Below are 19,612 nucleotides of genomic sequence, written 5' to 3' on the forward strand. Positions count from 1 at the left end.
ATTTAAGACTTGAGCTATTTTAATCGTTGCACAAGCTTAGTCTTGCTTGCGTAAGCTCTTTTGCTCCATGCTAAAAGCTCCCTCTCAGCATTAGGTTGTCTATGAAACTAAATTTTGTTCAATCCATTTTATGGTGTTACCTGAGTATTAATTGCCTCAATGTGACTGCACAAGGTGTCACTGCACAGGCAAGTCAGTGGCCGCCACAGAATGTTGATCAGAGTAGGCCCCAGCTAGATCAAAGCGATAAGGTAGAAGCTCTAGCCTATTTGAGTTATGCCTATTTAGAAGGAGACGATTGGGTTATACCGTTAAACGTATGGTTTAGTAAACCACCTCATTGGGCGAGTCGTTTAACCGGTAAAGCTGCACGCGCTGTGATTGCTCGGCAAGCAGGTCACGATGAGCTGAGTCGCTGGCAAAAAGAACGTTTTAATCAAGTTAGTCATGATTTTCTGGCCAATAATAAATCTGCTCAAACACTTACTTTGCAGTTTTTAAATGACCCTAGGAAAGCAGAATTCTCCTTTATCCAAAATGGCCAAATGCTTAAGTCAGATTTAAATGGAAATTTATTGGCCGAGCTACGCATTTCGAATAGTCACGTAAAAGCAATTCTAAACGCGCAAAACTCAACCAAGGGTTGGGCTAGCTTTGTCATTAAAGGTCAGCCAATAGAAAATATCGGTCGTGTTAGGTTTATTGAGCCACAAGGTGTATCGGTTATTTCCGATATTGATGACACCATAAAGCTTACTAACATTCCTTTGGGGCGTAAAACCGTTTTAAATAATACCTTCTTTAAGCCTTTTATGTTTGCTCAAACTATGCAGCAAATGTACCAATCATTTGATAGCCGGGTAGCTTTTCATTATTTATCAGGGGCGCCGTGGCAGCTTTATCGACCATTAAAAAGTGCGATGTTTCACGGTAACGCATTTCCTTTAGGTTCTTTTCATATGAAGAGGGTAAGAGTAAACCCGTTTTCAAGTAGTTCATATAAAGACGTTGCAAGATTAATACAAGATGGTTCTAAACAAGTAACCTATGAACAAAAGCTACAACAGATCGAGCAGATATTTAGACATTTTCCGCAGCGTCAGTTTATTCTTATTGGTGACTCGGGAGAAAAAGATCCTGAAGTTTATCGACAAATAAAAGCGCGTTTTCCTGAGCAAGTTTTAGAAATAAAAATAAGGGATATCGTTAATGCGGCACACTGCTCACCGGAACGATTAAAGTCTATGACGGTCATTAGGGTATTAACGCCACTTGTAAACAGCGCTGACTGTGAAGCAAAAACGCACCCTTAGCGCATAAAAAAAGCCAGCTTAATTAGCTGGCTTAAATTTAATCTAAATATCTTTAGTTGGTGAAAATAGCGTCAATACTACCTTGCGCTAATGGGTGATAGCCCGGTCGTGCAGCCTGGTAAACGCGCTTAGCAAAGTCTTTATAGGCAGGCTTTTGGTTCAGCGCTTTATATAAAGGCACAATTAATTTGCGTCGGCCTATTGTCATTAAATAGTCTTCTAAGCGCTTTTCTATACCTGTATAACCGCGTTTAATGCTCAATAATAACCAGGCATGAGCTACTTCACTATTACTCGATTGCGTGAGTTTAAACTGGTTATCTAGCTCACTCATTTTATTTAAACTAATGTCTTTATTTAAGTTGTTGATAAAATACAACCACTCGTGAATGGTCCAGTTAGTCGTGGGAATGTCTGTTAGCGAAGTTTTATTTTGGCTCCAGCTGTCGATATGTTGCTGTACTTTTTTGAAAGCATCAGACTTAGGCTTCGGCGAATAACTTGGTAAACCAGGCTGATAAATCCACTCTTTAACTTCATGAATTGATACTTTCGCAGGATGTTTTTTGAGCAAGTGAGTATTTAAGTAGTCGACAAAAGTCTTGGTATCAATACTCTTAAATGCGTAGTCTTCAAAGTACTTTCTAACAAAGGCGTCAAAAATTTCTCGGCCAAAACGCTGCTCTAAGAACATTAAGAACAGTTGTCCTTTGACATAAGGTACGCCTGAAAATGCATCGTCAGGATCTCGGTTGGTCACATCAACATGCATTATTTGATCTCGTGTATCAAGTTGCTGTAGTTCGGACTTTAAGTCTTGGTATCCTAGCGCTTGCTCCATCACTGCTCGCTCTAAACCAAATACGGCCTCCATAATGCGGTTCTCTACATAACTAGTGAAGCCTTCATTTAGCCATAAATCTCTCCAAGTAGCATTGGTTACCAGATTACCAGACCAAGAATGTGCTAGTTCATGTGCGATCAAGTTAACGAGACTTTTATCTCCGGCGATTACCGTTGGCGTGATAAAAGATAAACGCGGATTTTCCATACCGCCAAAAGGAAATGAAGGTGGTAGAATTAAAAGATCATACTGGTTCCATCGGTAAGGGCCGTAGAGCTTTTCAGTTGCTTCTATCATCGCCTGAGTATCGTTAAACTCTGCCGCGGCAGAATTTAAATAAGCTTTTTCTGAATAAATAGCGGTTTGTTCAGACATTTTTTTATAGTGAATGTCTCCTACCGCTATCGCAATGAGGTAAGGCGGAATAGGTTGAGGCATTTTAAATTCGTAAATACCTTCTGGATTACGTTGTGGCGAGTTATCGGCACTCATTACAGCTCGAACACTTTTGTCTGTGGTAATTGTGGCTGAGTAGGTTAGTCGCATTGCCGGTGTATCTTGAATGGGGATCCAGCTACGCGCATGAATTGCCTGAGACTGGCTAAACATAAAGGGCTTATCTTTACCGGCGGTTTGCTGAGGGGCTAGCCACTGTAAACCTGAAGCTTCTGGTCTAGAGTTGTAACTGACTTTTACTTGTGTGGTGTTGGGTTTTAATGGAATGCTTAGCTTCGCTCCGCGCACAGGATCTGCTTTAGCTAAATCAAAGTCAGTTTGTTGCCAGCTATCATTAATTAACAGTTCAACTTTGTGGATATCTAAATCTCTGGTATCTAGGGTTAGTTCATTGACGTCTTGATTAAGATATTCCAGTTCATGGGTTACGCTGCCCACCAGTTGTTGTGTCTTAAAATCGACCTTAAGCTGAAGATGAATGTGGCTGGATATAATTTGCGTATAATTAGATTGAGTATGCCAGTCAGCGGCAGCTTGCGCAGGAGATATACTGCACACAGCAAGTAAAATTAGGCTAAACCATGCTTTCATTATTATTCCTAAAAAACTGTTTTATTGAAGTTGGCAAAGTTTACCACAAGCAATAGGTGTGAGTATATTTGCTCGGTATTCTGCTGTTAGTTACGTTATAATCAGTGTAGTTCCACTGCCAACTCCTTGTACGGCTTAATCTAAATTAGGCTGTTTAACTTTTTGACTAAAATGAGCTTAAATAATGTTTGAAAATTTTATCGCGGTGTTATTACAGTTTTCTCCAAGTATTTTAACTCTAATCATTGTTGTGCTCGTGGTTTCGGTAGCTAAAAAGTTGTTGTTGAATCGCTCGCCAGAAATGGGAAGCGAAAAAAAGTTCCCTCGGCAAATGGTGATGCTAGGCATTTTTCTCGCGGGTGTCATTGCTTTAGTTCTTAGCTTGCCCATAGAAGAAAGCTCTAAAAACCAATTAATAGGCTTAATTGGTGTACTTGTTTCTGGATTAATTGCTTTTTCTTCTACTGCTGCAGTGGCTAATATAACCGCAGGTATAGTGCTTCGGTTTACTCAACCATTTAAAACCGGTGACTTTATTAGTGTCGGTGAACATTTTGGCCGGGTTAGTGAGCGGGGTTTAATTGATACAGAAATTCAATCGGAAAATAGAGAGCTAATTGCGTTACCTAATAGCTATTTAATGAATAATCCCATTAAAGCAGTTCATGCTGATGGAACTATCATTTCAACCAAACTTTCTATTGGATACGATGTACACCACACAGAAGTTGAAGCTGCCTTACTGAAAGCGGCTGAAAATTGTGGGCTAAGTGATGCCTTTGTGCATATTCTAGAACTGGGCGACTTCTCTGTTGTTTACCGAGTGTCTGGATTATTGCCCGAGGTAAAAGGTCTTATTTCTGCTCGCTCAAAATTATGTGCCAGTGTTTTAGATGCGCTGCATGATGTTCAAATTGAAATTATGTCACCCAACTTTGTGAATCAGCGGCGTTTTGAAGTTGCGGAAAAAGTTATCCCCCGAAGAAAGCTAAAAACAGTTATCGAAGAAACGAATGTGGCGGAAGATATTGTTTTTGATAAAGCTGAACAGGCTCAAAAAACTGAAGAACAGCAACAAAGGCTTAACCAACAAATTGCGGCGCTTGAGGAGCAATTAAAACTTTTGCCAAGTGAGTCTCAGCAACGAGTCGAAAAACAAATTGAAAAACTTAAACTGAAACTTGAAGCGATTGATATCGCCCAATCAAAGAAAGACTGATAAAAATTTTGTTTCTGCAGAATATCGATTAAGTAATCAGTCAATTAACTAATTAGGTCTATAAAGTAAGAATTTTATTAGGTAAGAAGTTTATTAGGTAAGTAGTTAATTCAGTGATAAGTCAAAAAAGCAGACTATAAAGCTAGCTTGAATAAACTTTCGCTTTATTGATATAAAATAATAAGATATAAAAATATCTGAATCTATTGATTAGTTAAGCGGCTCTGGCATGACTGTCGTGGGCCATAAAATACTGCCTTTAGTTTGTTGCTTAGCTTGAATTAATAAGTTATCTGCCTGTGCCACTAGAGTTTCGCTTTTTATTGTTTCCCCCGGTAGTCGAAGCGAAACGCCAAACGTTGCCCGAATGGTTTCATAATCCGATTCACTTTCAATTTTTAACTGATTAATGGTTGCATGGACCCGATCAACAAAACCCGTGACTTCATGGGTTGAGTTAAATCCAGCAGCAATACAAAACTCGTCGCCGCCAAATCGACAGAATAAATCAAAATGGCGTAATTGAGCACGAATACTTTGCGCTAAATGTTTTAATACTAAGTCGCCAAAAATATGCCCGTGCTTATCATTTAACGGTTTAAAGTTATCGAGGTCGAGCATAATCACGACTAGCTGCTTGCTCTCCCTATCAGCCCTAAAAAACTCTTGCTCTAGGCGCAAGTAAAACTCACTTTTTCTTAGCGCACCCGTTAACTTGTCTGCGGTGGCATCTTTATAGTAAATGACGTTTTTGTGAGTCACAATAATGGTAAGTACTGTGGATAAAATAATTAATGCCCAAGGACCATGTAGGCGAAGCGAAGCATGGTTAGCCGGTTGAATAAGGTCGAGGGTAATATCTGTAATTGCAAGCAAAGTATAAACAATTAGCACCAATGACATAGTTTTAGCGTACGCAAGCTCTGCTTTTATTACTCGATAAAGTAGCTGATATATAACGATTAAAACTGGAAAAGCCATTAGTTCAACAAGTTGCAATGGGATATAAAGTAAGCCGGGCTGCGGTAGCAAAAAACATAACGGTATCAATGCACTAATAAAATAAAAAGCCTGTGTTAAAAGGCGCGGTTGTTTCTGTCCGAAAAAATTATAGATAAAGAGAGGAAAGAGTATAAAAATAGCAAAAAAGCTGGCAACGTTTATTCTAAACAATAAATTAAAACTAACCTTAGTATGCAGTGCCAGGTTACTAAAGGTGAAAAGATAGATACACCAAAATAATAAAAATGCAGCATAGTAGAGACTCTCTTTTGAAGAGCGATGTAGCCAAAAATAGATTACATTAATCAAGCTAAATACTAATAACACGGTAATAAAAAAAAGTAGCTGATAGTTATTTTTATAAAAAGATTCCGCAAGTTGTTGGTAATTGGCTATTACCGGAGCCTGCTGAGTAATTCCGCCAGAACGTGCGTCATTAAAAACCCATATTTTGATTTGGTTAGTTCCTTCGATATTAAGGCTCTCTGTGGGAATAAAATATAATCGTGAGTGAAGCACTGCTTTTTGAAAGTGCGGTGGAAACTCGCCGGTTTCGCCTATGAGTGTGTCATTAATATAAACTTTGTCGGCATCTCTTAAGCGAGAAATATACATCCCTAGTGGTGCTTTAGCGGGAAAATTTTGAAACTTAAACTGGGTATACAAAACCCCAAATCCATTGTAGTCAGGAATGCTCGCTTCCCAGCCGCCAGGAATTGCGATTGGATGACATTTTAGTAATTTAAAATTAATATCTGGTTGATAGCTCTGTAACGGACAAAATTTCCAACCAGTATTCAGGCTTAGTGCTGATGGATTTGCGGTAACTTCCGCAGACAGAGGCTTCGCGATAGCAGTGTGGCAAAAAAACAAGAGCAATAATAAAACGAGCAAAAAATGAGCTTTTAAGCTTTGGTTGTAACTTATATTGCCCGTTAAAGGTTGCGCCATTGATGATTTATCGCTAGTTAGGTATTTGTTTATTATATTTATGTGGCAAGCACTGGCTAAATAAGACAACTTGATAGCGACTATTTAGTTTTACTGCAAGACCTTGATTATCCCACAAAGTGATACTAAAAATGAAATTTGAGTAACTCGTTACCTTTATAGGCGAGTTTTGCTTGGTATAGGTTAATTCTTGCCTATTCCGCATAGAGGTGTCTATTTATTAGGCGAAATGAGGTACAATAGCGCAAAGTCTATGGCTTTTGCTTTACCTAAGTAAATCAATAATTAATTAATAAGAGAGTAAACTTAATAGATGACCAAAAAAAAGTCTTCGTCAAAAGATACCAAAAACCACCCCCCCTTACCTGAACTTACTCAAGATCCTCACTTTAATCGAGAGTCTCAAAAATATGCGAACCCAATACCATCACGCGAGTATATTTTAGAGCTTTTAGAGAAAGCGGGCGGCCCACTGAAGTTCAAGGCTATTCAAAATATGCTGGGGCTTTTCGATGTAGATGAAGAAGTCGCTCTATCAAGGCGTTTACGAGCAATGGAAAGAGATGGGCAGTTGCATTGTGATAGGCGAGGAGCCTATGGTTTGGTTGATAAGCTCGACTTAACCAAGGGGACAATTATTGGGCATCGAGAAGGCTTTGGTTTTTTTGCACCGGAAAGTGGTGGTAAGGACTGGTTTGTTTCTGCGCGCGAAATGCGTTTAGTTTTTCCCGGTGAAAAAGTATTGGTGCGTCGGAAAAGCCACCACGATGACGGTAAACAAGAAGCGGCCATAGTTGAAGTCTTAGAAAGTGATGAGCCATTGCAAATTGTTGGTCGTTTTTATCATGAGCACGGAATTAGCTTTGTAACCCCAGAAGACACACGTATTTCGCAAGATATCTTAATACCACCCAATGACCCCATGCAGGTTGAGCCAGGACAAGTCGTTGTTGTGCACATAGTCACTCGCCCCACAATGCGCTCTAAAGCGGTTGGTACGGTTGCGCAAGTTTTGGGCGATTATTTAGCGCCCGGAATGGAAATAGAGATAGCTATTGCCCAGTATAATATTAGGAACACTTGGAATGAAGAAATTCATGACCAGCTACAACAGCTACCACTAGAAGTACAAGAAAGCGACTTGGTTGGGCGGGTAGATTTAAGAGACATGCCGCTGATTACGATTGACGGTGAAGACGCACGTGACTTTGATGATGCTGTGTATTGTAAACAAACACCCAGTGGGGGGTGGAAATTATGGGTCGCAATTGCAGATGTGAGTCATTATGTCGATGTTGATAGTCCATTAGATTTGGAAGCAATTAAACGAGGTAATTCGGTTTATTTTCCTAATTCTGTGGTACCTATGCTGCCAGAGCAAGTATCCAATGGGCTTTGCTCGCTCAAGCCAAAAGTTGACCGCTTATGTATGGTTTGCGAAATGAACATCAGTGCAAAAGGGCAAGTGACTAGAAGTAAGTTCTACCCAGCGGTAATGCATTCAAAAGCACGTATGACTTATACCAAAGTTTGGGCAATACTTCAGGGCGACGAAGAGCTTTGTACTGAGTTTAAAGAGCTCATTGGACCGATACATGACTTGCATAAGCTGTATAAGTCACGAATTGCCTACAAAGCGCAAAGAGGTGCTATCGACTTTGAAACGACAGAGACACGGATAATTTTTGATGATAATCGTAAGATTGATAAGATCGTCCCCGTTGTTCGTAATGATGCCCATAAAATAATTGAAGAATGTATGATCTGCGCCAACGTTGCTGCAGCTAAGTTTTTTATTAAAAATAAAGTGCCGGGGCTTTATCGGGTGCATCAAGGGCCAAAGGAAAAGAAACTCGATATCTTTCGCGCTTATCTTGGTGAGCTGGGTTTATTTATTAGTGGTGGCGAAAAGCCTGAGCCGGCTGTGTTTAGACAGCTATTGGCACAAATAGAAGATCGTCCCGACGCAGAAAATATTCAAATTATGTTGTTGCGCTCTATGAGTCAAGCCGTTTACTCGCCTGATAATGAAGGTCACTTTGGGTTAGCTTTTGACGCTTATACTCACTTCACTTCGCCGATAAGGCGCTATCCTGATCTTATTGTACATAGAATAATTAAAGCATTAGTTGCCGATGAGGCGTTGCAATCTAAACAGCAAAAAGAATTGGTGTTAAAGCGTTATGACAAATCGACTTTAGCTAGCATTGGCCAAACCAATTCACAAACTGAGCGTAATGCTGATATGGCAACGCGTGATGTAATGGATTGGTTAAAATGCGAGTATATGCAAAGCAGAGTAGGTAACCAGTATTCGGGTGAAGTGAGTAGTGTGACCAATTTTGGTCTGTTTGTGCGCTTAGATGATGTTTATGTAGAAGGTTTAATTCATGTGACTGAGTTAGGTAATGATTATTTTCATTATGATAATCAACGCCAAAAAATGATTGGCGAGCGAACTCGGCAAACTTTTGCCATAGGCGACAAGCTTGAAATTGAAGTAGCTAAAGTTGACATAGAGCAGCGTAAAATCGATTTTTCACTCGTCGGTATAACTGGACGAATTAAAGGGGCTAAAGGCGCCAGAAGTGAGCGCGAAAAACTTTATGCCAGAGCAAAAATCAAATCAATGCAAGGTGATAAAGCGGCGAAACCTAAACGAGGTCGTGCTAGTAAGTCGAGTGCCAAGCCAGGTGCTAAACCTAAAAAGAAAGCGACTAGTAGCACTAAACCGGTTAACAAAAAATCAGCTAAACGTAAAAGCACTAAAAAACGTTAAGTAAAGCAATTAATAAGAGTTTAAATAATGAGTCAAGATAAAGTTTTTGGTATGCACGCAATTGAAAGTGTATTGACCCGCTCACCAGAAAAAGTCATTCAGCTTTTTTTGCAAAAAAGCCGCCAAGATAAAAAGCTAAATTATGTAGAAAAGTTAGCTCAGCAGGCAGGTATAAAACCGCAATACGTTGATAAGAAAAAGATGGACGATTGGGTTCGTGGTAATCATCAGGGGGTGATTGCGGAAATTAAATTGCAAGACGCCAGCTTAAATGAAAATCAACTACTTGAACTAGCAGAACAAAAGCAAGGTTTACTGTTACTGGTGTTAGATGGGGTGACCGATCCGCATAATTTAGGTGCGTGTATGCGAACCGCCGATGCTGCTGGAGTTGATGCGGTAGTGGTACCTAAAGACCGAAGTGCTTCATTAACCGCAGTATCACGTAAAGTGGCTTGTGGGGCTGCAGAGCATGTCCCGTTAGTTAAAGTGACTAATTTAGCGCGGTTTTTGGGGCAACTTAAAGAGCGTAATGTTTGGGTTATAGGTACGGCAGGCGAAGCAACTGAACATGTCTACCAAACAAATTTTAGTGGTTCTACGGCGCTAGTTATGGGAGCAGAAGGTGAAGGAATGCGACGCTTAACCCGAGAAAACTGTGACCAATTGATAAAAATTCCAATGGCGGGTAGCGTGTCTAGTTTAAACGTTTCTGTAGCAACTGGGGTTTGTTTGTTTGAAATTGTTAGGCAACGCATGGCTTAAATTTTACTGTTTTAAAGTTAAGTTTCAGCTTTGCTTGGTTCGTTCAAAATTTAATTATCTGCTAAGGAAGCTAAATGGATAAATGGTTTGTGGTTATCGTTTGGATAGTGGTTTGCGCTGCGAGCACTTGGGCAGAGGCTGCTTCAAAGGACTTATTGCTGGTTAAAGCTGCAGAAGAGCGCACCGAGCATTTTGTTATTTATAACGGAGCTTATCGAAAGATAGACTATCCTGGCGGCGATGTACCAAAGCGTTTTGGGGTTTGTACCGATGTGTTAATTAGAAGCTATCGCGCGTTAGGAATAGACCTTCAGCAATTAGTTCACCAAGATATGAAACAAAACTTTGCTTTGTACCCTAATATTTGGGGCTTAAAAAAGCCAGACACTAATATCGACCATCGTCGAGTGCCCAATTTAGAAGTGTTTTTTCAGCGCCATGGTCAAGCTTTACCAATTACCCAGAATGCGACAGACTATCTACCAGGAGATATAGTCAGTTGGCGGCTAGCTAATAACTTGCCGCATATTGGCATTGTTGGCCAAAAGCGTAGTTCCGACGGAAAACGACCGTTAATTATCCACAATATTGGGTGGGGGCCTAAGCAAGAAGATTTTTTGTTTGGCGCTAAAATTGTTGGCCACTACCGTTATTTACCCGAATCTATCAGGCCACTTCAAGCCGAATAACCCAAAGCGGAACAATTCACTTCATTTTCGCCTCTAAGTTTCAGGCTTAAGCATCGACTTTACGCCTTGTATCCAGTAATATACGCGGTTTTCCGCGGGCTCATGTGTCCCGCCGTTAGCTTTAATTTAAGGTAATATTATGCGCAGCCATTATTGTGAAGATTTGCTCCAAGTCTCTGCTGGAGAAACCGTAAAAATTGCTGGATGGGTTCATCGACGCCGTGACTTAGGCGGCTTAATTTTTCTCCAGCTACGTGATCGCAGCGGCATTATGCAAGTTGTAATAGAGCCAGACCAAGCGGAATTGTTTGCGCAGGCAGAGGACTTGCGGAGTGAGTTTGTTATTTGTATTGAAGGGGTAGTGCGTAATCGACCAGAAGATATGATTAATAAAGACATGTCGACCGGTACGATAGAAGTCGTTGCTGCGTCTATAGAAGTATTAAATAAAGCCGCTCCGCCTGCAATCCTAATTGATGGTCACGAAGATGTTTCTGAGGAGCTGCGATTAAAGTATCGTTATCTAGATTTGCGACGCCCAGAAATGCAGCAAAAGCTTTTATTTAGAAATAAAGTGGTTAAAAAACTAAGAGACTTTATGGAGGCGGAAAGTTTTGTTGATATCGAAACGCCTATTCTAACTAAAGCGACGCCAGAAGGTGCACGCGACTATTTAGTGCCTAGCCGCACTAATAAAGGTTCGTTTTTCGCCTTGCCACAGTCTCCACAACTGTTTAAGCAACTATTAATGATGAGTGGCTTTGATCGTTACTATCAAATTGTTCGCTGCTTTAGAGATGAAGATTTACGTGCCGACCGGCAGCCAGAATTTACCCAGCTGGATATTGAAACTTCGTTTATGGATGAAGAATCAATTATGCAGATGATGGAAAAAATGATTAAGCAGCTTTTCGTCGATTGCCTTGGCGTCGATTTAGGCGAATTTCCTCGAATGCCCTATGCCGAAGCGATGCAGCGATATGGAAGTGATAAGCCAGATTTAAGAGTCAGTATTGAGCTGGTTGATGTTGCCGATCTATTAAAAGATGTTGAATTTAAAGTGTTTTCTGGCCCAGCTAACGATTCACAAGGGCGGGTAGCTCTGATCTGTGTTCCTGGCGGTGCAGAGTTAAGTCGAAAAAATATTGACCAGTATGCAGAATACGCGGGCCGCTATGGCGCCAAAGGTTTGGCGTGGATAAAAGTTAATCAAGTCGGGGCTGGTATTGAAGGAGTTCAATCTCCAATAGCTAAGTTTTTAAATGACGAAATTGTTAATCAAATAATCACAAGAGCTGATGCAAAAGCAGGTGATATTTTGTTATTTGGGGCAGACTCCAACAAAGTTGTTACTGATGCATTAGGCGCCTTAAGGCTAAAAGTTGCAGCAGATCGCGGCTTAGTTGAAAATGTTTGGAAGCCGCTTTGGGTGGTTGATTTCCCCATGTTTGAAGAAGATAAAGGGCAAATGCATGCATTGCATCACCCCTTTACAGCACCAAAAGAAAATGACGCAGAAAAATTAAAAGCGGCACCTACGGCAACCTTATCGCGCGCTTATGACATGGTTTTAAATGGTTGCGAAGTGGGCGGTGGCTCGGTACGTATTCATAACCAAGATATTCAAGCTGCTGTTTTTGATATTTTAGGTATTGAAGCACAAGAAGCGGAAGAGAAATTTGGATTTTTGCTTGAGGCATTAAAGTACGGTTGTCCGCCGCACGGTGGGATTGCTTTTGGATTAGATCGCTTAGTCATGTTAATGGTCGGCGCAGACTCTATTAGAGATGTTATTGCATTTCCAAAAACAACGACTGCGAGTTGTCCATTAACTTCGGCGCCCTCAAAAGTGTCGCCAGCGCAATTAGAAGAGCTGGCGATTGCGTCTATCGCTAAAAAGTAACAAGTTTAAAATACGCCAGCTAGCCGCGCTGGCGTACAGCTAGAATCGCAATCACTCATTATTAGAAGTTGGAGCATACCAATGGCAGGACATAGTAAATGGGCTAACATTAAACACCGCAAAGCTGCACAAGATGCTAAGCGCGGTAAAATATTTACTAAAATAATTCGAGAGATCGTAGTGGCAGCCAAACAGGGCGGCCCAAACCCTGAAGACAACCCCACTTTACGCTCAGTTATCGATAAAGCGCTTGGCGCAAACATGAAGCGAGATACTATTGAAAAAGCCATCGCGCGTGGCGCGGGAAATGCCGAAGGGGATAATTACGAAAACCTTACTTATGAAGGTTATGGGCCGGGTGGTGTTGCAATATTGGTTGAGTGTTTAACCGATAACAAAAACCGTACTGTCGCCGAGGTGCGTCATGCCTTTTCTAAGGCGGGTAGTGAGTTAGGCACATCGGGTTCGGTTGCATACTTATTTGAGCGTAAAGGCCAATTAATTTATGACGCGAATGTTGATGAAGATCGTTTAATGGAAGCCGCGCTTGAAGCGGGAGCAGAAGATATTATTGATCACCAAGACTCGTTTGAAGTTAGCACGACGCCAGAAGATTTTCAGGCAGTCAAAGAGGCTTTGAGAGAACAAGGACTAAAAGAAGAAGATGCAGAAATCGCTATGATACCTGCTACTCAGGCGGAATTAGACATAGACACCGCAGTGAAAGTGCTCAAGCTGATTGAACGACTCGATGACCTAGATGATACTCAAAATGTGTATAGCAACGCAGATATTCCTTCGGAAGCTTACGAGCAATTATAAGAGAGTTTTCATATTGTCAACCGGCTTTATGTGGTGCTTATTTTTCACTGTGTCGCACCACGCGCGCCTATGTTATATTCAGTACTTAAATAAAGTAACAAAAATGTAATCACTTAGAAGATGTCTGCATGTCTATTATTCTTGGTATAGATCCTGGTTCTCGCATCACCGGTTTTGGTGTGATTGCGATGCATTCAAGAAAAATTGACTATGTGGCAAGTGGCTGTATTCGAGTAAAAGATGGCGTGTTGTCTGATAAGCTCAATCAAATTTTTGACTGCATTGCAGAAGTGGTACAAGAGTATAAGCCTAATGAGGCAGCTATAGAGCAAGTGTTTATGGCTAAAAATGCTGATTCTGCACTTAAACTGGGGCAGGCTCGCGGCGCTGCAATAGTCGCTATGGCACAACATGCTTTGGTGGTAGCAGAATATTCCGCTAGGCAAATCAAACAATCAGTCGTTGGAACCGGAAGTGCCGATAAATCTCAGGTTCAACATATGGTTACTAGCTTATTGGGCTTAAATAAATCCCCTCAGGCTGATGCGGCTGACGGTTTAGCTGTGGCTATTTGCCATGGGCATGCGATGCAAAGTGCGCTATATCAAGCGGGCGCCAAACGAACTGTTCGCGGTAGGCTCAGATAATCAGAAGCTGGCAGTTTTTAACTGCTTCGAAAAACAAGAGAAATAATTGATATGATAGGTCGATTAAGCGGTACGATTTTAGAAAAGCAACCGCCATTTATATTAATAGACGTTAATGGCGTTGGCTATGAGTGCCAAGCACCCATGAATACCATTTATAACTTGCCGGAAGTCGCTCAAGCCGTTGTTTTGCACACTCACTTATCAGTCAGTGAAAATGCGCACACACTGTATGCATTTTATAGTCTGGAAGAACGCCGGCTATTTAGAGAGTTAATTAAAGTTAATGGGGTAGGGCCAAAGTTAGCTTTAGCTATTTTGTCAGCAATGAGTGCGAACGAATTTGTCCAACATGTTCATCATGGTGAAGCGAGCATTTTAGTGAAAATTCCCGGAGTGGGTAAAAAAACCGCCGAGCGCCTAATTATAGAAATGAAAGATCGCTTAAAAGATTGGCAAGTTGACCTGACTAATTCTGGCAACGAGAATACAATAAAACAAGGGCCTGCTAGTATCGGTGGCGGTGCTAATGTGAGTGAAGCGGTTAGCGGCCTTGTTGCTTTAGGTTATAAGCCTGTTGACGCGAGTAAAGCAATCAGCAAGCTAGACGATGACTCACTTCCTGCTGCCACTTTAATTCGCTTAGCGCTAAAGGGTATGATGTAAGCTAGCCTACTGATTTTAAAGGTGATTGAGTCATGCCTTTAGCCTATCTAGTTTTCTTTTAGGATTGTCCTGAAGGTCATTGGCGAATCTAAAAAACGAGTATTCTTCTTTTTTATATCTCCATAATCTATATTTGAAAACCTAAACTCCGTGAATAGTCTATAATTTAATTAATTTTAAATTTCGTTGGCTTTTATTTGAATGCAATTTGCTAGAAAAAACAGCTTGGCCGCAGCCATTATTTTAGCCAGCTTTATGAGCAGCTCGCCCAGTTATGCGCAGTCTAGTGCGCCATTGGGCGAATTTAATTTGGCTCAGTTGTTAAAAATAAAGATTAAAACTGCTGCAAGAATAGAAAATAGCTTACTGGAAACTCCCGCCACGGCAGTGGTAATTACCCAAGAAGAAATCCTAAAGCGTGGATACCGTGAACTGAGTGAAGTTTTCTATGATTTACCGGGTGTAGATATGATTAATCCGCGCGGAGATACTTGGTTTACAAGTTATTTGCGTGGTGTAAACCAAACCGGTGGTACAACGCTATTAATGCTAGATGGTGACGTATTAAATCATTTATTTTTTGATTCTATTCAGGTTATGTCAACTTTGTCGCTTGCGAACATTGAGCGAATTGAACTTATTTTTGGCCCTACCGCTGTGGCTTATGGTGATAATGCATTTTTAGGCGCTATAAATGTAATCACGCGAAGCGGTAAAAAGGGCGCTGATGGTTTTAGAGGTACTGCTACATTAGGCAGTAACAACCGCCAACTAGTTGATTTAAGTCATCAATATTCTGTCGATGATTGGGTGTTTAATGCCGCAGTACGCTTAGACAAAGGCAACCTCGACACAACTTTCTCTGAACGCTATGAATATACAAAGTCACGCTATTTGCAAGATGAGCGCTTGTGGGGAGACTTTGTTAATGGCTCTGGAATTGCGGGAAATAACAATTCGGCACATGACAATCGCTTTATTGATCTCAAAGTTGGATTTAAGAATACCCAATTGAGGCTGCAGTCATTTGAAGTTGATTCGGGGTATGGCTATGTATATGCGACAGATAAGGCACAAAAAGATGCTCACTGGATCCGCCCAGAGCAAAGCATCGCGTTAAAGCACTATTTTGTCATTAATAATGACCTGTCAACCACTTCACAACTAAGATATCGGCGTACAGATATAGACAACGACTCTTTTTTCTTAGAAGGTTTTGAGTTTGCAGGAGTGCCTGGTGGTCGACTGATTGATGTATCTAATTGGCGAAGTATTAATCGCTCGTTAGGTTATTCGCAAGATTTTGAGTATAACAGTGAACGCTGGACTGCGTCTTTTGGCGTTAAGTTTGAAAGAAAAGATTTACAAAAAGCTTACGATGTTACTCGGGGAGAGAACCCTTTTGTCGCGCCAAGTGATTTAATCAATTGGCAGTCATATGACATGCCAGTACCACCCCAAACGAGCAGTATTCCCAATAACAGGCGTAAGACGAATGAATCGAGTGCTTATTTACTAGTTCAAAAACAAACTAAAGCCGTGTTTGGTTTAGGTGAAAGTGCAACGCTTAATCTAGGGGGGCGGTTTGAAAATCATTCTTATTTTGGATCACGGCCCCTTTTTAATGCTGGCTATGTCGTCAATGATGCCCCTTATGCTTATAAGTTAACCTGGGGACAAGCTTTTCAGGAACCTTCGGCTAGGCTACTTTTTGGAGGGTGGAATGGTATTGGCAGTGATCCTAACCTTAATCCTGAAAAATCGCAGACCATTGAGGCCAGCTGGAATTATTTAAGTGAAAGTGCGAGAGCCACATTCGCTTTTACTAATGTGGTAACAGAACAAACTATTAGCGCTTTTGCGGGCGGGGCTGGAAATGAACAGGGTAAGCGAGTAACGCAAAGTATTGATATGATTTTTTCAAAATCGCTACAATTAGAGCAGCAGCAACTAATGGTTTGGGCAAACTACTCACATGTTTTTGATGTTAAACCCATTATGCGCGCCAATGACATAGAGCAAAGCTTCCAACAAAATAGTAATAAGGGGCCAACAGGCGACATAGCAAAACACAAATTAAAAGTCGGTGTTGATTGGAAGCTTCAAGATGATATAAACCTAAACTACCGTGCTCGTTTTATTTCTAAGCGCTATACTTCGGCGTTAAATCCTATTGAAGAAATACCAGCCTATCAAGTCAGTGATATTAACTTACTTTGGCAAAATGCAATTGACAATATCGATCTTAATTTTGCGATTACTAATTTATTTAATCAGCCTTACTTTCATCCAGGCATTAACAATGCAGATGCGGGAGAGGACCCCGGCGAGTTTGATATTAATAATAACTGGATGGGGAGCAAAGGGTTTTTTAGCTCTAAGCTAGCTCAACCAGGAAGAGAGTTCAGTATTGGATTTTCAACTCAATTTTAATTACGACTGACTAAGTTTACCTTCTATTTGGAGAGCGACTCTTAGAATATTACCTTCCATAAAAACTCTTTTTCCGAAACGAACTATTCGAGTTTCTCCCGCGACTTGGTGTAAAAATTCTGGCGTAACGTGAGCCAATAAATCTTGGTCGTGGAAGTCAATAAACTCTCCTCCACATTGTATTAGGTCGTCATTGTCGCAAAAACCGGGCTCTAAATTTTTGGGACTAGCGGGAAAATTGCAGATGAATTCAGCGGTTACCTTGTCTGCCTCAATATCAAACCCTAGTTCTTCAGAAAATATTGTTATCGCGTGAGTTTGATCATTGGCTGCTATAAACCAATCTTCTCCGTGATCAATTGTTTCTACCCAATAAAGTTTCATTTTATTTTCTCAGTGTAATAAATAATTGCTATCTTGCTTTGTGTAATCAGCATGAGCTTATCTTTTAATGCCAGCTTAAAATTAACGCTGGTGTAAAATAGCTGCGTGATGCTTAATGTGATCATTCATAAAGCTGCTAATAAAATAGTAGCTGTGATCATATCCAGACTGCATTCTGATGTTAACGGCCTGTTTGTTTTTAAGGCAAGCGGCTTTAAAAAGATGAGTCTTTAGTTGTTCCTCTAGAAAGTTGTCGGCGTCACCTTGGTCGATTAAAATAGTGTTAGCGCAATGCGCTCCTTGCTGGATTAATTCAACCGCATCGTATTTTTTCCAAGCGTCTTTGTCTTCACCTAAATAATGACTGAACGCTTTTATTCCCCAAGGACATTGACTAGGCGCTACGATTGGAGCGAAGGCGGAAATTGACGAAAACAGCTGACTATTTCTTAATCCAATAGTTAACGCGCCGTGCCCCCCCATTGAATGGCCAGTAATTCCTTTTTTATCCGCCTGCGTATTAAAGTGGCGGTCAATTAACTCAGGAAGCTCTTGAGTAATATAATCATACATTAAGTAATTTTGTGACCAAGGTGATTGGGTTGCGTTAATATAAAACCCGGCTCCACTGCCAAAGTCGTAACTATCATGCTCATTTGGGTGGTCCGACTCTCGCGGGCTAGTGTCTGGGCAAACGACAATAAGATTGTGTTTGTTTGCATACTGTTGAAAGCCACCTTTGGTGGTCACATTTTCATGATTACAAGTTAAACCACTTAAATAATATAAACTAGGGCAGGGGTGGGAAAGTGCTTTTTCTGGTAAATAAACACTAAAACTCATTTCGCAGTTTAAGTTTTTAGAGTGGTGCTTATAAACGCCTTGCTGGCCACCAAAAGATTTTTGAATTGAAACAGTTTGAATTGTCATATATTTACTTAGTGTTGGCGATAGCTGGTTATATAGTTAATAACAAAGTTGATGTTTTATCATTTTTTATTGCTGCTTAATTGGCGAAGCGGGTTAAGTTTCGTCAAATAAAACAACACTACGAATACTTTCACCACTGTGCATTAAATCAAAAGCGGTATTAATTTCGCTTAATGGCATAGTGTGCGTAATCAGATCATCGATATTAATTTTGCCTTGCATATACCAGTCGACTATTTTAGGAACATCGGTACGACCTTTAGCTCCTCCAAAGGCGCTGCCTCGCCATACTCTGCCGGTAACCAATTGAAACGGACGAGTCGATATTTCTTGACCCGCACCAGCGACCCCAATAATAGTACTTTCTCCCCAGCCCTTGTGACAACACTCCAGTGCGTCGCGCATGACATCGACATTGCCAATGCATTCAAAAGAGTGATCGGCGCCGCCTTGAGTAAGATCAACTAAATAAGGTACAAGTTCGCCTTCAACTTCTTTTGGATTAACAAAGTGAGTCATTCCAAACTTCTCTGCCATGGATTGTTTAGCCGGATTAGTATCGACACCAATTATCATATTGGCGCCTACCATACGTGCGCCTTGAATAACGTTTAGGCCAATTCCACCTAACCCAAATACTATAACGTTGTCCCCAGGCTTAACTTTAGCAGTATTGATAACCGCACCAATGCCAGTAGTCACACCACAACCGATATAACAGACTTTATCAAAAGGTGCGTCTGATCTAATTTTAGCCAGGGCAATTTCTGGTACTACGGTAAAGTTCGAAAATGTTGAGGTACCCATATAATGATGAATTTTTTCGCCATTTAAACTAAAGCGTGAAGTCCCATCTGGCATTAAGCCTTTTCCTTGGGTTTCTCTAATTGCTTGGCATAAATTGGTTTTGCCTGATAGGCAATATTCGCATTGGCGACACTCTGGCGTGTATAAAGGGATAACATGGTCGCCTGGCTTTAAGCTGGTGACCCCCGCGCCAACTTCGCGCACAATTCCGGCTCCTTCATGACCTAAAATGGCAGGAAATAGGCCTTCTGGATCTGCGCCTGAAAGGGTGAACTCATCTGTGTGACAAATGCCGGTTGCTTTCACTTCAATTAAACATTCTCCAGCTTTCGGGCCGTCTAAAGAAACAGTTTCTATTGATAAAGGCGCACCAGCTTTAAATGCAACAGCAGCTTTAGTTTGCATAACTTC

The 19,612-nt window shown here is 40.9% G+C and carries 15 protein-coding genes; 10 read left to right on the forward strand and 5 right to left on the reverse strand.

Annotated features, from left to right (window positions below):
• The first annotated feature begins 101 nt into the window (after nt 1–101).
• Entirely contained in the window at nt 102–1,313 is a 1,212-nt protein-coding gene (locus ACUR5C_RS03270) for a phosphatidate phosphatase App1 family protein (protein WP_454466921.1), read from the forward strand.
• A 52-nt stretch (nt 1,314–1,365) separates the two neighbouring features.
• On the opposite strand, the gene ACUR5C_RS03275 is transcribed toward ACUR5C_RS03270, so the two are convergent.
• Nucleotides 1,366–3,204 carry a M1 family metallopeptidase gene (locus ACUR5C_RS03275; protein WP_454466922.1) on the reverse strand — a complete coding sequence of 613 codons (1,839 nt, stop codon included), beginning with the start codon at nt 3,202–3,204 and terminating at the stop codon, nt 1,366–1,368.
• Nucleotides 3,205–3,388: 184 nt separating this feature from the next.
• On the opposite strand from ACUR5C_RS03275, the gene ACUR5C_RS03280 reads away from it, so the two are divergent.
• Nucleotides 3,389–4,423, forward strand: coding sequence for a mechanosensitive ion channel family protein (locus tag ACUR5C_RS03280; RefSeq protein WP_454466923.1), 1,035 nt, complete (start codon nt 3,389–3,391; stop codon nt 4,421–4,423).
• A gap of 210 nt (nt 4,424–4,633) precedes the next feature.
• On the opposite strand, the gene ACUR5C_RS03285 is transcribed toward ACUR5C_RS03280, so the two are convergent.
• Nucleotides 4,634–6,376: a sensor domain-containing diguanylate cyclase gene (locus tag ACUR5C_RS03285; protein ID WP_454466924.1), complete on the reverse strand. Its 1,743-nt coding sequence runs from the start codon at nt 6,374–6,376 to the stop codon at nt 4,634–4,636.
• Nucleotides 6,377–6,689: 313 nt separating this feature from the next.
• On the opposite strand from ACUR5C_RS03285, the gene rnr reads away from it, so the two are divergent.
• The 8 genes from rnr (at nt 6,690) to ACUR5C_RS03325 (ending at nt 17,080) form a co-directional block, all read left to right on the forward strand.
• The gene (gene rnr, locus ACUR5C_RS03290; RefSeq protein WP_454466925.1) at nt 6,690–9,155 is read left to right on the forward strand and encodes a ribonuclease R; all 2,466 of its coding nucleotides are present in this window, start codon (nt 6,690–6,692) and stop codon (nt 9,153–9,155) included.
• Nucleotides 9,156–9,182: 27 nt separating this feature from the next.
• Complete coding sequence (gene rlmB / locus ACUR5C_RS03295; RefSeq protein ID WP_454466926.1) at nt 9,183–9,920, forward strand: 23S rRNA (guanosine(2251)-2'-O)-methyltransferase RlmB; 738 nt, start codon at nt 9,183–9,185, stop codon at nt 9,918–9,920.
• Nucleotides 9,921–9,994: 74 nt separating this feature from the next.
• On the forward strand, nt 9,995–10,609 hold the full coding sequence (locus ACUR5C_RS03300; RefSeq protein ID WP_454466927.1) for a DUF1287 domain-containing protein: 615 nt from the start codon (nt 9,995–9,997) through the stop codon (nt 10,607–10,609).
• Nucleotides 10,610–10,748: 139 nt separating this feature from the next.
• Nucleotides 10,749–12,512 carry an aspartate--tRNA ligase gene (aspS, locus tag ACUR5C_RS03305; protein ID WP_454466928.1) on the forward strand — a complete coding sequence of 588 codons (1,764 nt, stop codon included), beginning with the start codon at nt 10,749–10,751 and terminating at the stop codon, nt 12,510–12,512.
• 81 nt (nt 12,513–12,593) lie between these two features.
• A complete protein-coding gene (locus ACUR5C_RS03310; protein ID WP_454466929.1) occupies nt 12,594–13,334 on the forward strand; it encodes a YebC/PmpR family DNA-binding transcriptional regulator in 741 nt (246 codons plus the stop codon).
• 128 nt (nt 13,335–13,462) lie between these two features.
• Nucleotides 13,463–13,981, forward strand: a complete 519-nt coding sequence (ruvC, locus tag ACUR5C_RS03315; protein ID WP_454466930.1) for a crossover junction endodeoxyribonuclease RuvC — start codon at nt 13,463–13,465, stop codon at nt 13,979–13,981.
• 51 nt (nt 13,982–14,032) lie between these two features.
• Nucleotides 14,033–14,647 carry a Holliday junction branch migration protein RuvA gene (gene ruvA, locus ACUR5C_RS03320; protein WP_454466931.1) on the forward strand — a complete coding sequence of 205 codons (615 nt, stop codon included), beginning with the start codon at nt 14,033–14,035 and terminating at the stop codon, nt 14,645–14,647.
• A 201-nt stretch (nt 14,648–14,848) separates the two neighbouring features.
• Nucleotides 14,849–17,080: a TonB-dependent receptor plug domain-containing protein gene (locus ACUR5C_RS03325; protein WP_454466932.1), complete on the forward strand. Its 2,232-nt coding sequence runs from the start codon at nt 14,849–14,851 to the stop codon at nt 17,078–17,080.
• Here the strand turns inward: ACUR5C_RS03325 and ACUR5C_RS03330 are convergent, their stop codons facing one another.
• The 3 genes from ACUR5C_RS03330 to ACUR5C_RS03340 all read right to left on the reverse strand — a co-directional run bounded on the left by ACUR5C_RS03330 (nt 17,081) and on the right by ACUR5C_RS03340 (nt 19,606).
• The gene (locus ACUR5C_RS03330; RefSeq protein ID WP_454466933.1) at nt 17,081–17,464 is read right to left on the reverse strand and encodes a hypothetical protein; all 384 of its coding nucleotides are present in this window, start codon (nt 17,462–17,464) and stop codon (nt 17,081–17,083) included.
• Between the two features lie 81 nt (nt 17,465–17,545).
• On the reverse strand, nt 17,546–18,394 hold the full coding sequence (gene fghA, locus ACUR5C_RS03335; protein ID WP_454466934.1) for an S-formylglutathione hydrolase: 849 nt from the start codon (nt 18,392–18,394) through the stop codon (nt 17,546–17,548).
• 93 nt (nt 18,395–18,487) lie between these two features.
• Nucleotides 18,488–19,606, reverse strand: a complete 1,119-nt coding sequence (locus ACUR5C_RS03340; protein WP_454466935.1) for an S-(hydroxymethyl)glutathione dehydrogenase/class III alcohol dehydrogenase — start codon at nt 19,604–19,606, stop codon at nt 18,488–18,490.
• Nucleotides 19,607–19,612 lie beyond the last annotated feature (6 nt).

It is taken from the genome of Aliikangiella aequoris, from assembly GCF_053709105.1.

Coding starts and splice junctions, on each gene's coding strand:
- ACUR5C_RS03270 (WP_454466921.1), top strand. CDS start 102: ATGAAACTAAATTTTGTTCAATCCATTTTATGGTGTTACCTGAGTATT.
- aspS (WP_454466928.1), top strand. CDS start 10,749: ATGCGCAGCCATTATTGTGAAGATTTGCTCCAAGTCTCTGCTGGAGAA.
- ACUR5C_RS03285 (WP_454466924.1), bottom strand. CDS start 6,376: ATGGCGCAACCTTTAACGGGCAATATAAGTTACAACCAAAGCTTAAAA.
- ACUR5C_RS03300 (WP_454466927.1), top strand. CDS start 9,995: ATGGATAAATGGTTTGTGGTTATCGTTTGGATAGTGGTTTGCGCTGCG.
- ACUR5C_RS03340 (WP_454466935.1), bottom strand. CDS start 19,606: ATGCAAACTAAAGCTGCTGTTGCATTTAAAGCTGGTGCGCCTTTATCA.
- rnr (WP_454466925.1), top strand. CDS start 6,690: ATGACCAAAAAAAAGTCTTCGTCAAAAGATACCAAAAACCACCCCCCC.
- ACUR5C_RS03275 (WP_454466922.1), bottom strand. CDS start 3,204: ATGAAAGCATGGTTTAGCCTAATTTTACTTGCTGTGTGCAGTATATCT.
- ruvC (WP_454466930.1), top strand. CDS start 13,463: ATGTCTATTATTCTTGGTATAGATCCTGGTTCTCGCATCACCGGTTTT.
- ACUR5C_RS03330 (WP_454466933.1), bottom strand. CDS start 17,464: ATGAAACTTTATTGGGTAGAAACAATTGATCACGGAGAAGATTGGTTT.
- fghA (WP_454466934.1), bottom strand. CDS start 18,394: ATGACAATTCAAACTGTTTCAATTCAAAAATCTTTTGGTGGCCAGCAA.
- ACUR5C_RS03280 (WP_454466923.1), top strand. CDS start 3,389: ATGTTTGAAAATTTTATCGCGGTGTTATTACAGTTTTCTCCAAGTATT.
- ACUR5C_RS03325 (WP_454466932.1), top strand. CDS start 14,849: ATGCAATTTGCTAGAAAAAACAGCTTGGCCGCAGCCATTATTTTAGCC.
- ACUR5C_RS03310 (WP_454466929.1), top strand. CDS start 12,594: ATGGCAGGACATAGTAAATGGGCTAACATTAAACACCGCAAAGCTGCA.
- ruvA (WP_454466931.1), top strand. CDS start 14,033: ATGATAGGTCGATTAAGCGGTACGATTTTAGAAAAGCAACCGCCATTT.
- rlmB (WP_454466926.1), top strand. CDS start 9,183: ATGAGTCAAGATAAAGTTTTTGGTATGCACGCAATTGAAAGTGTATTG.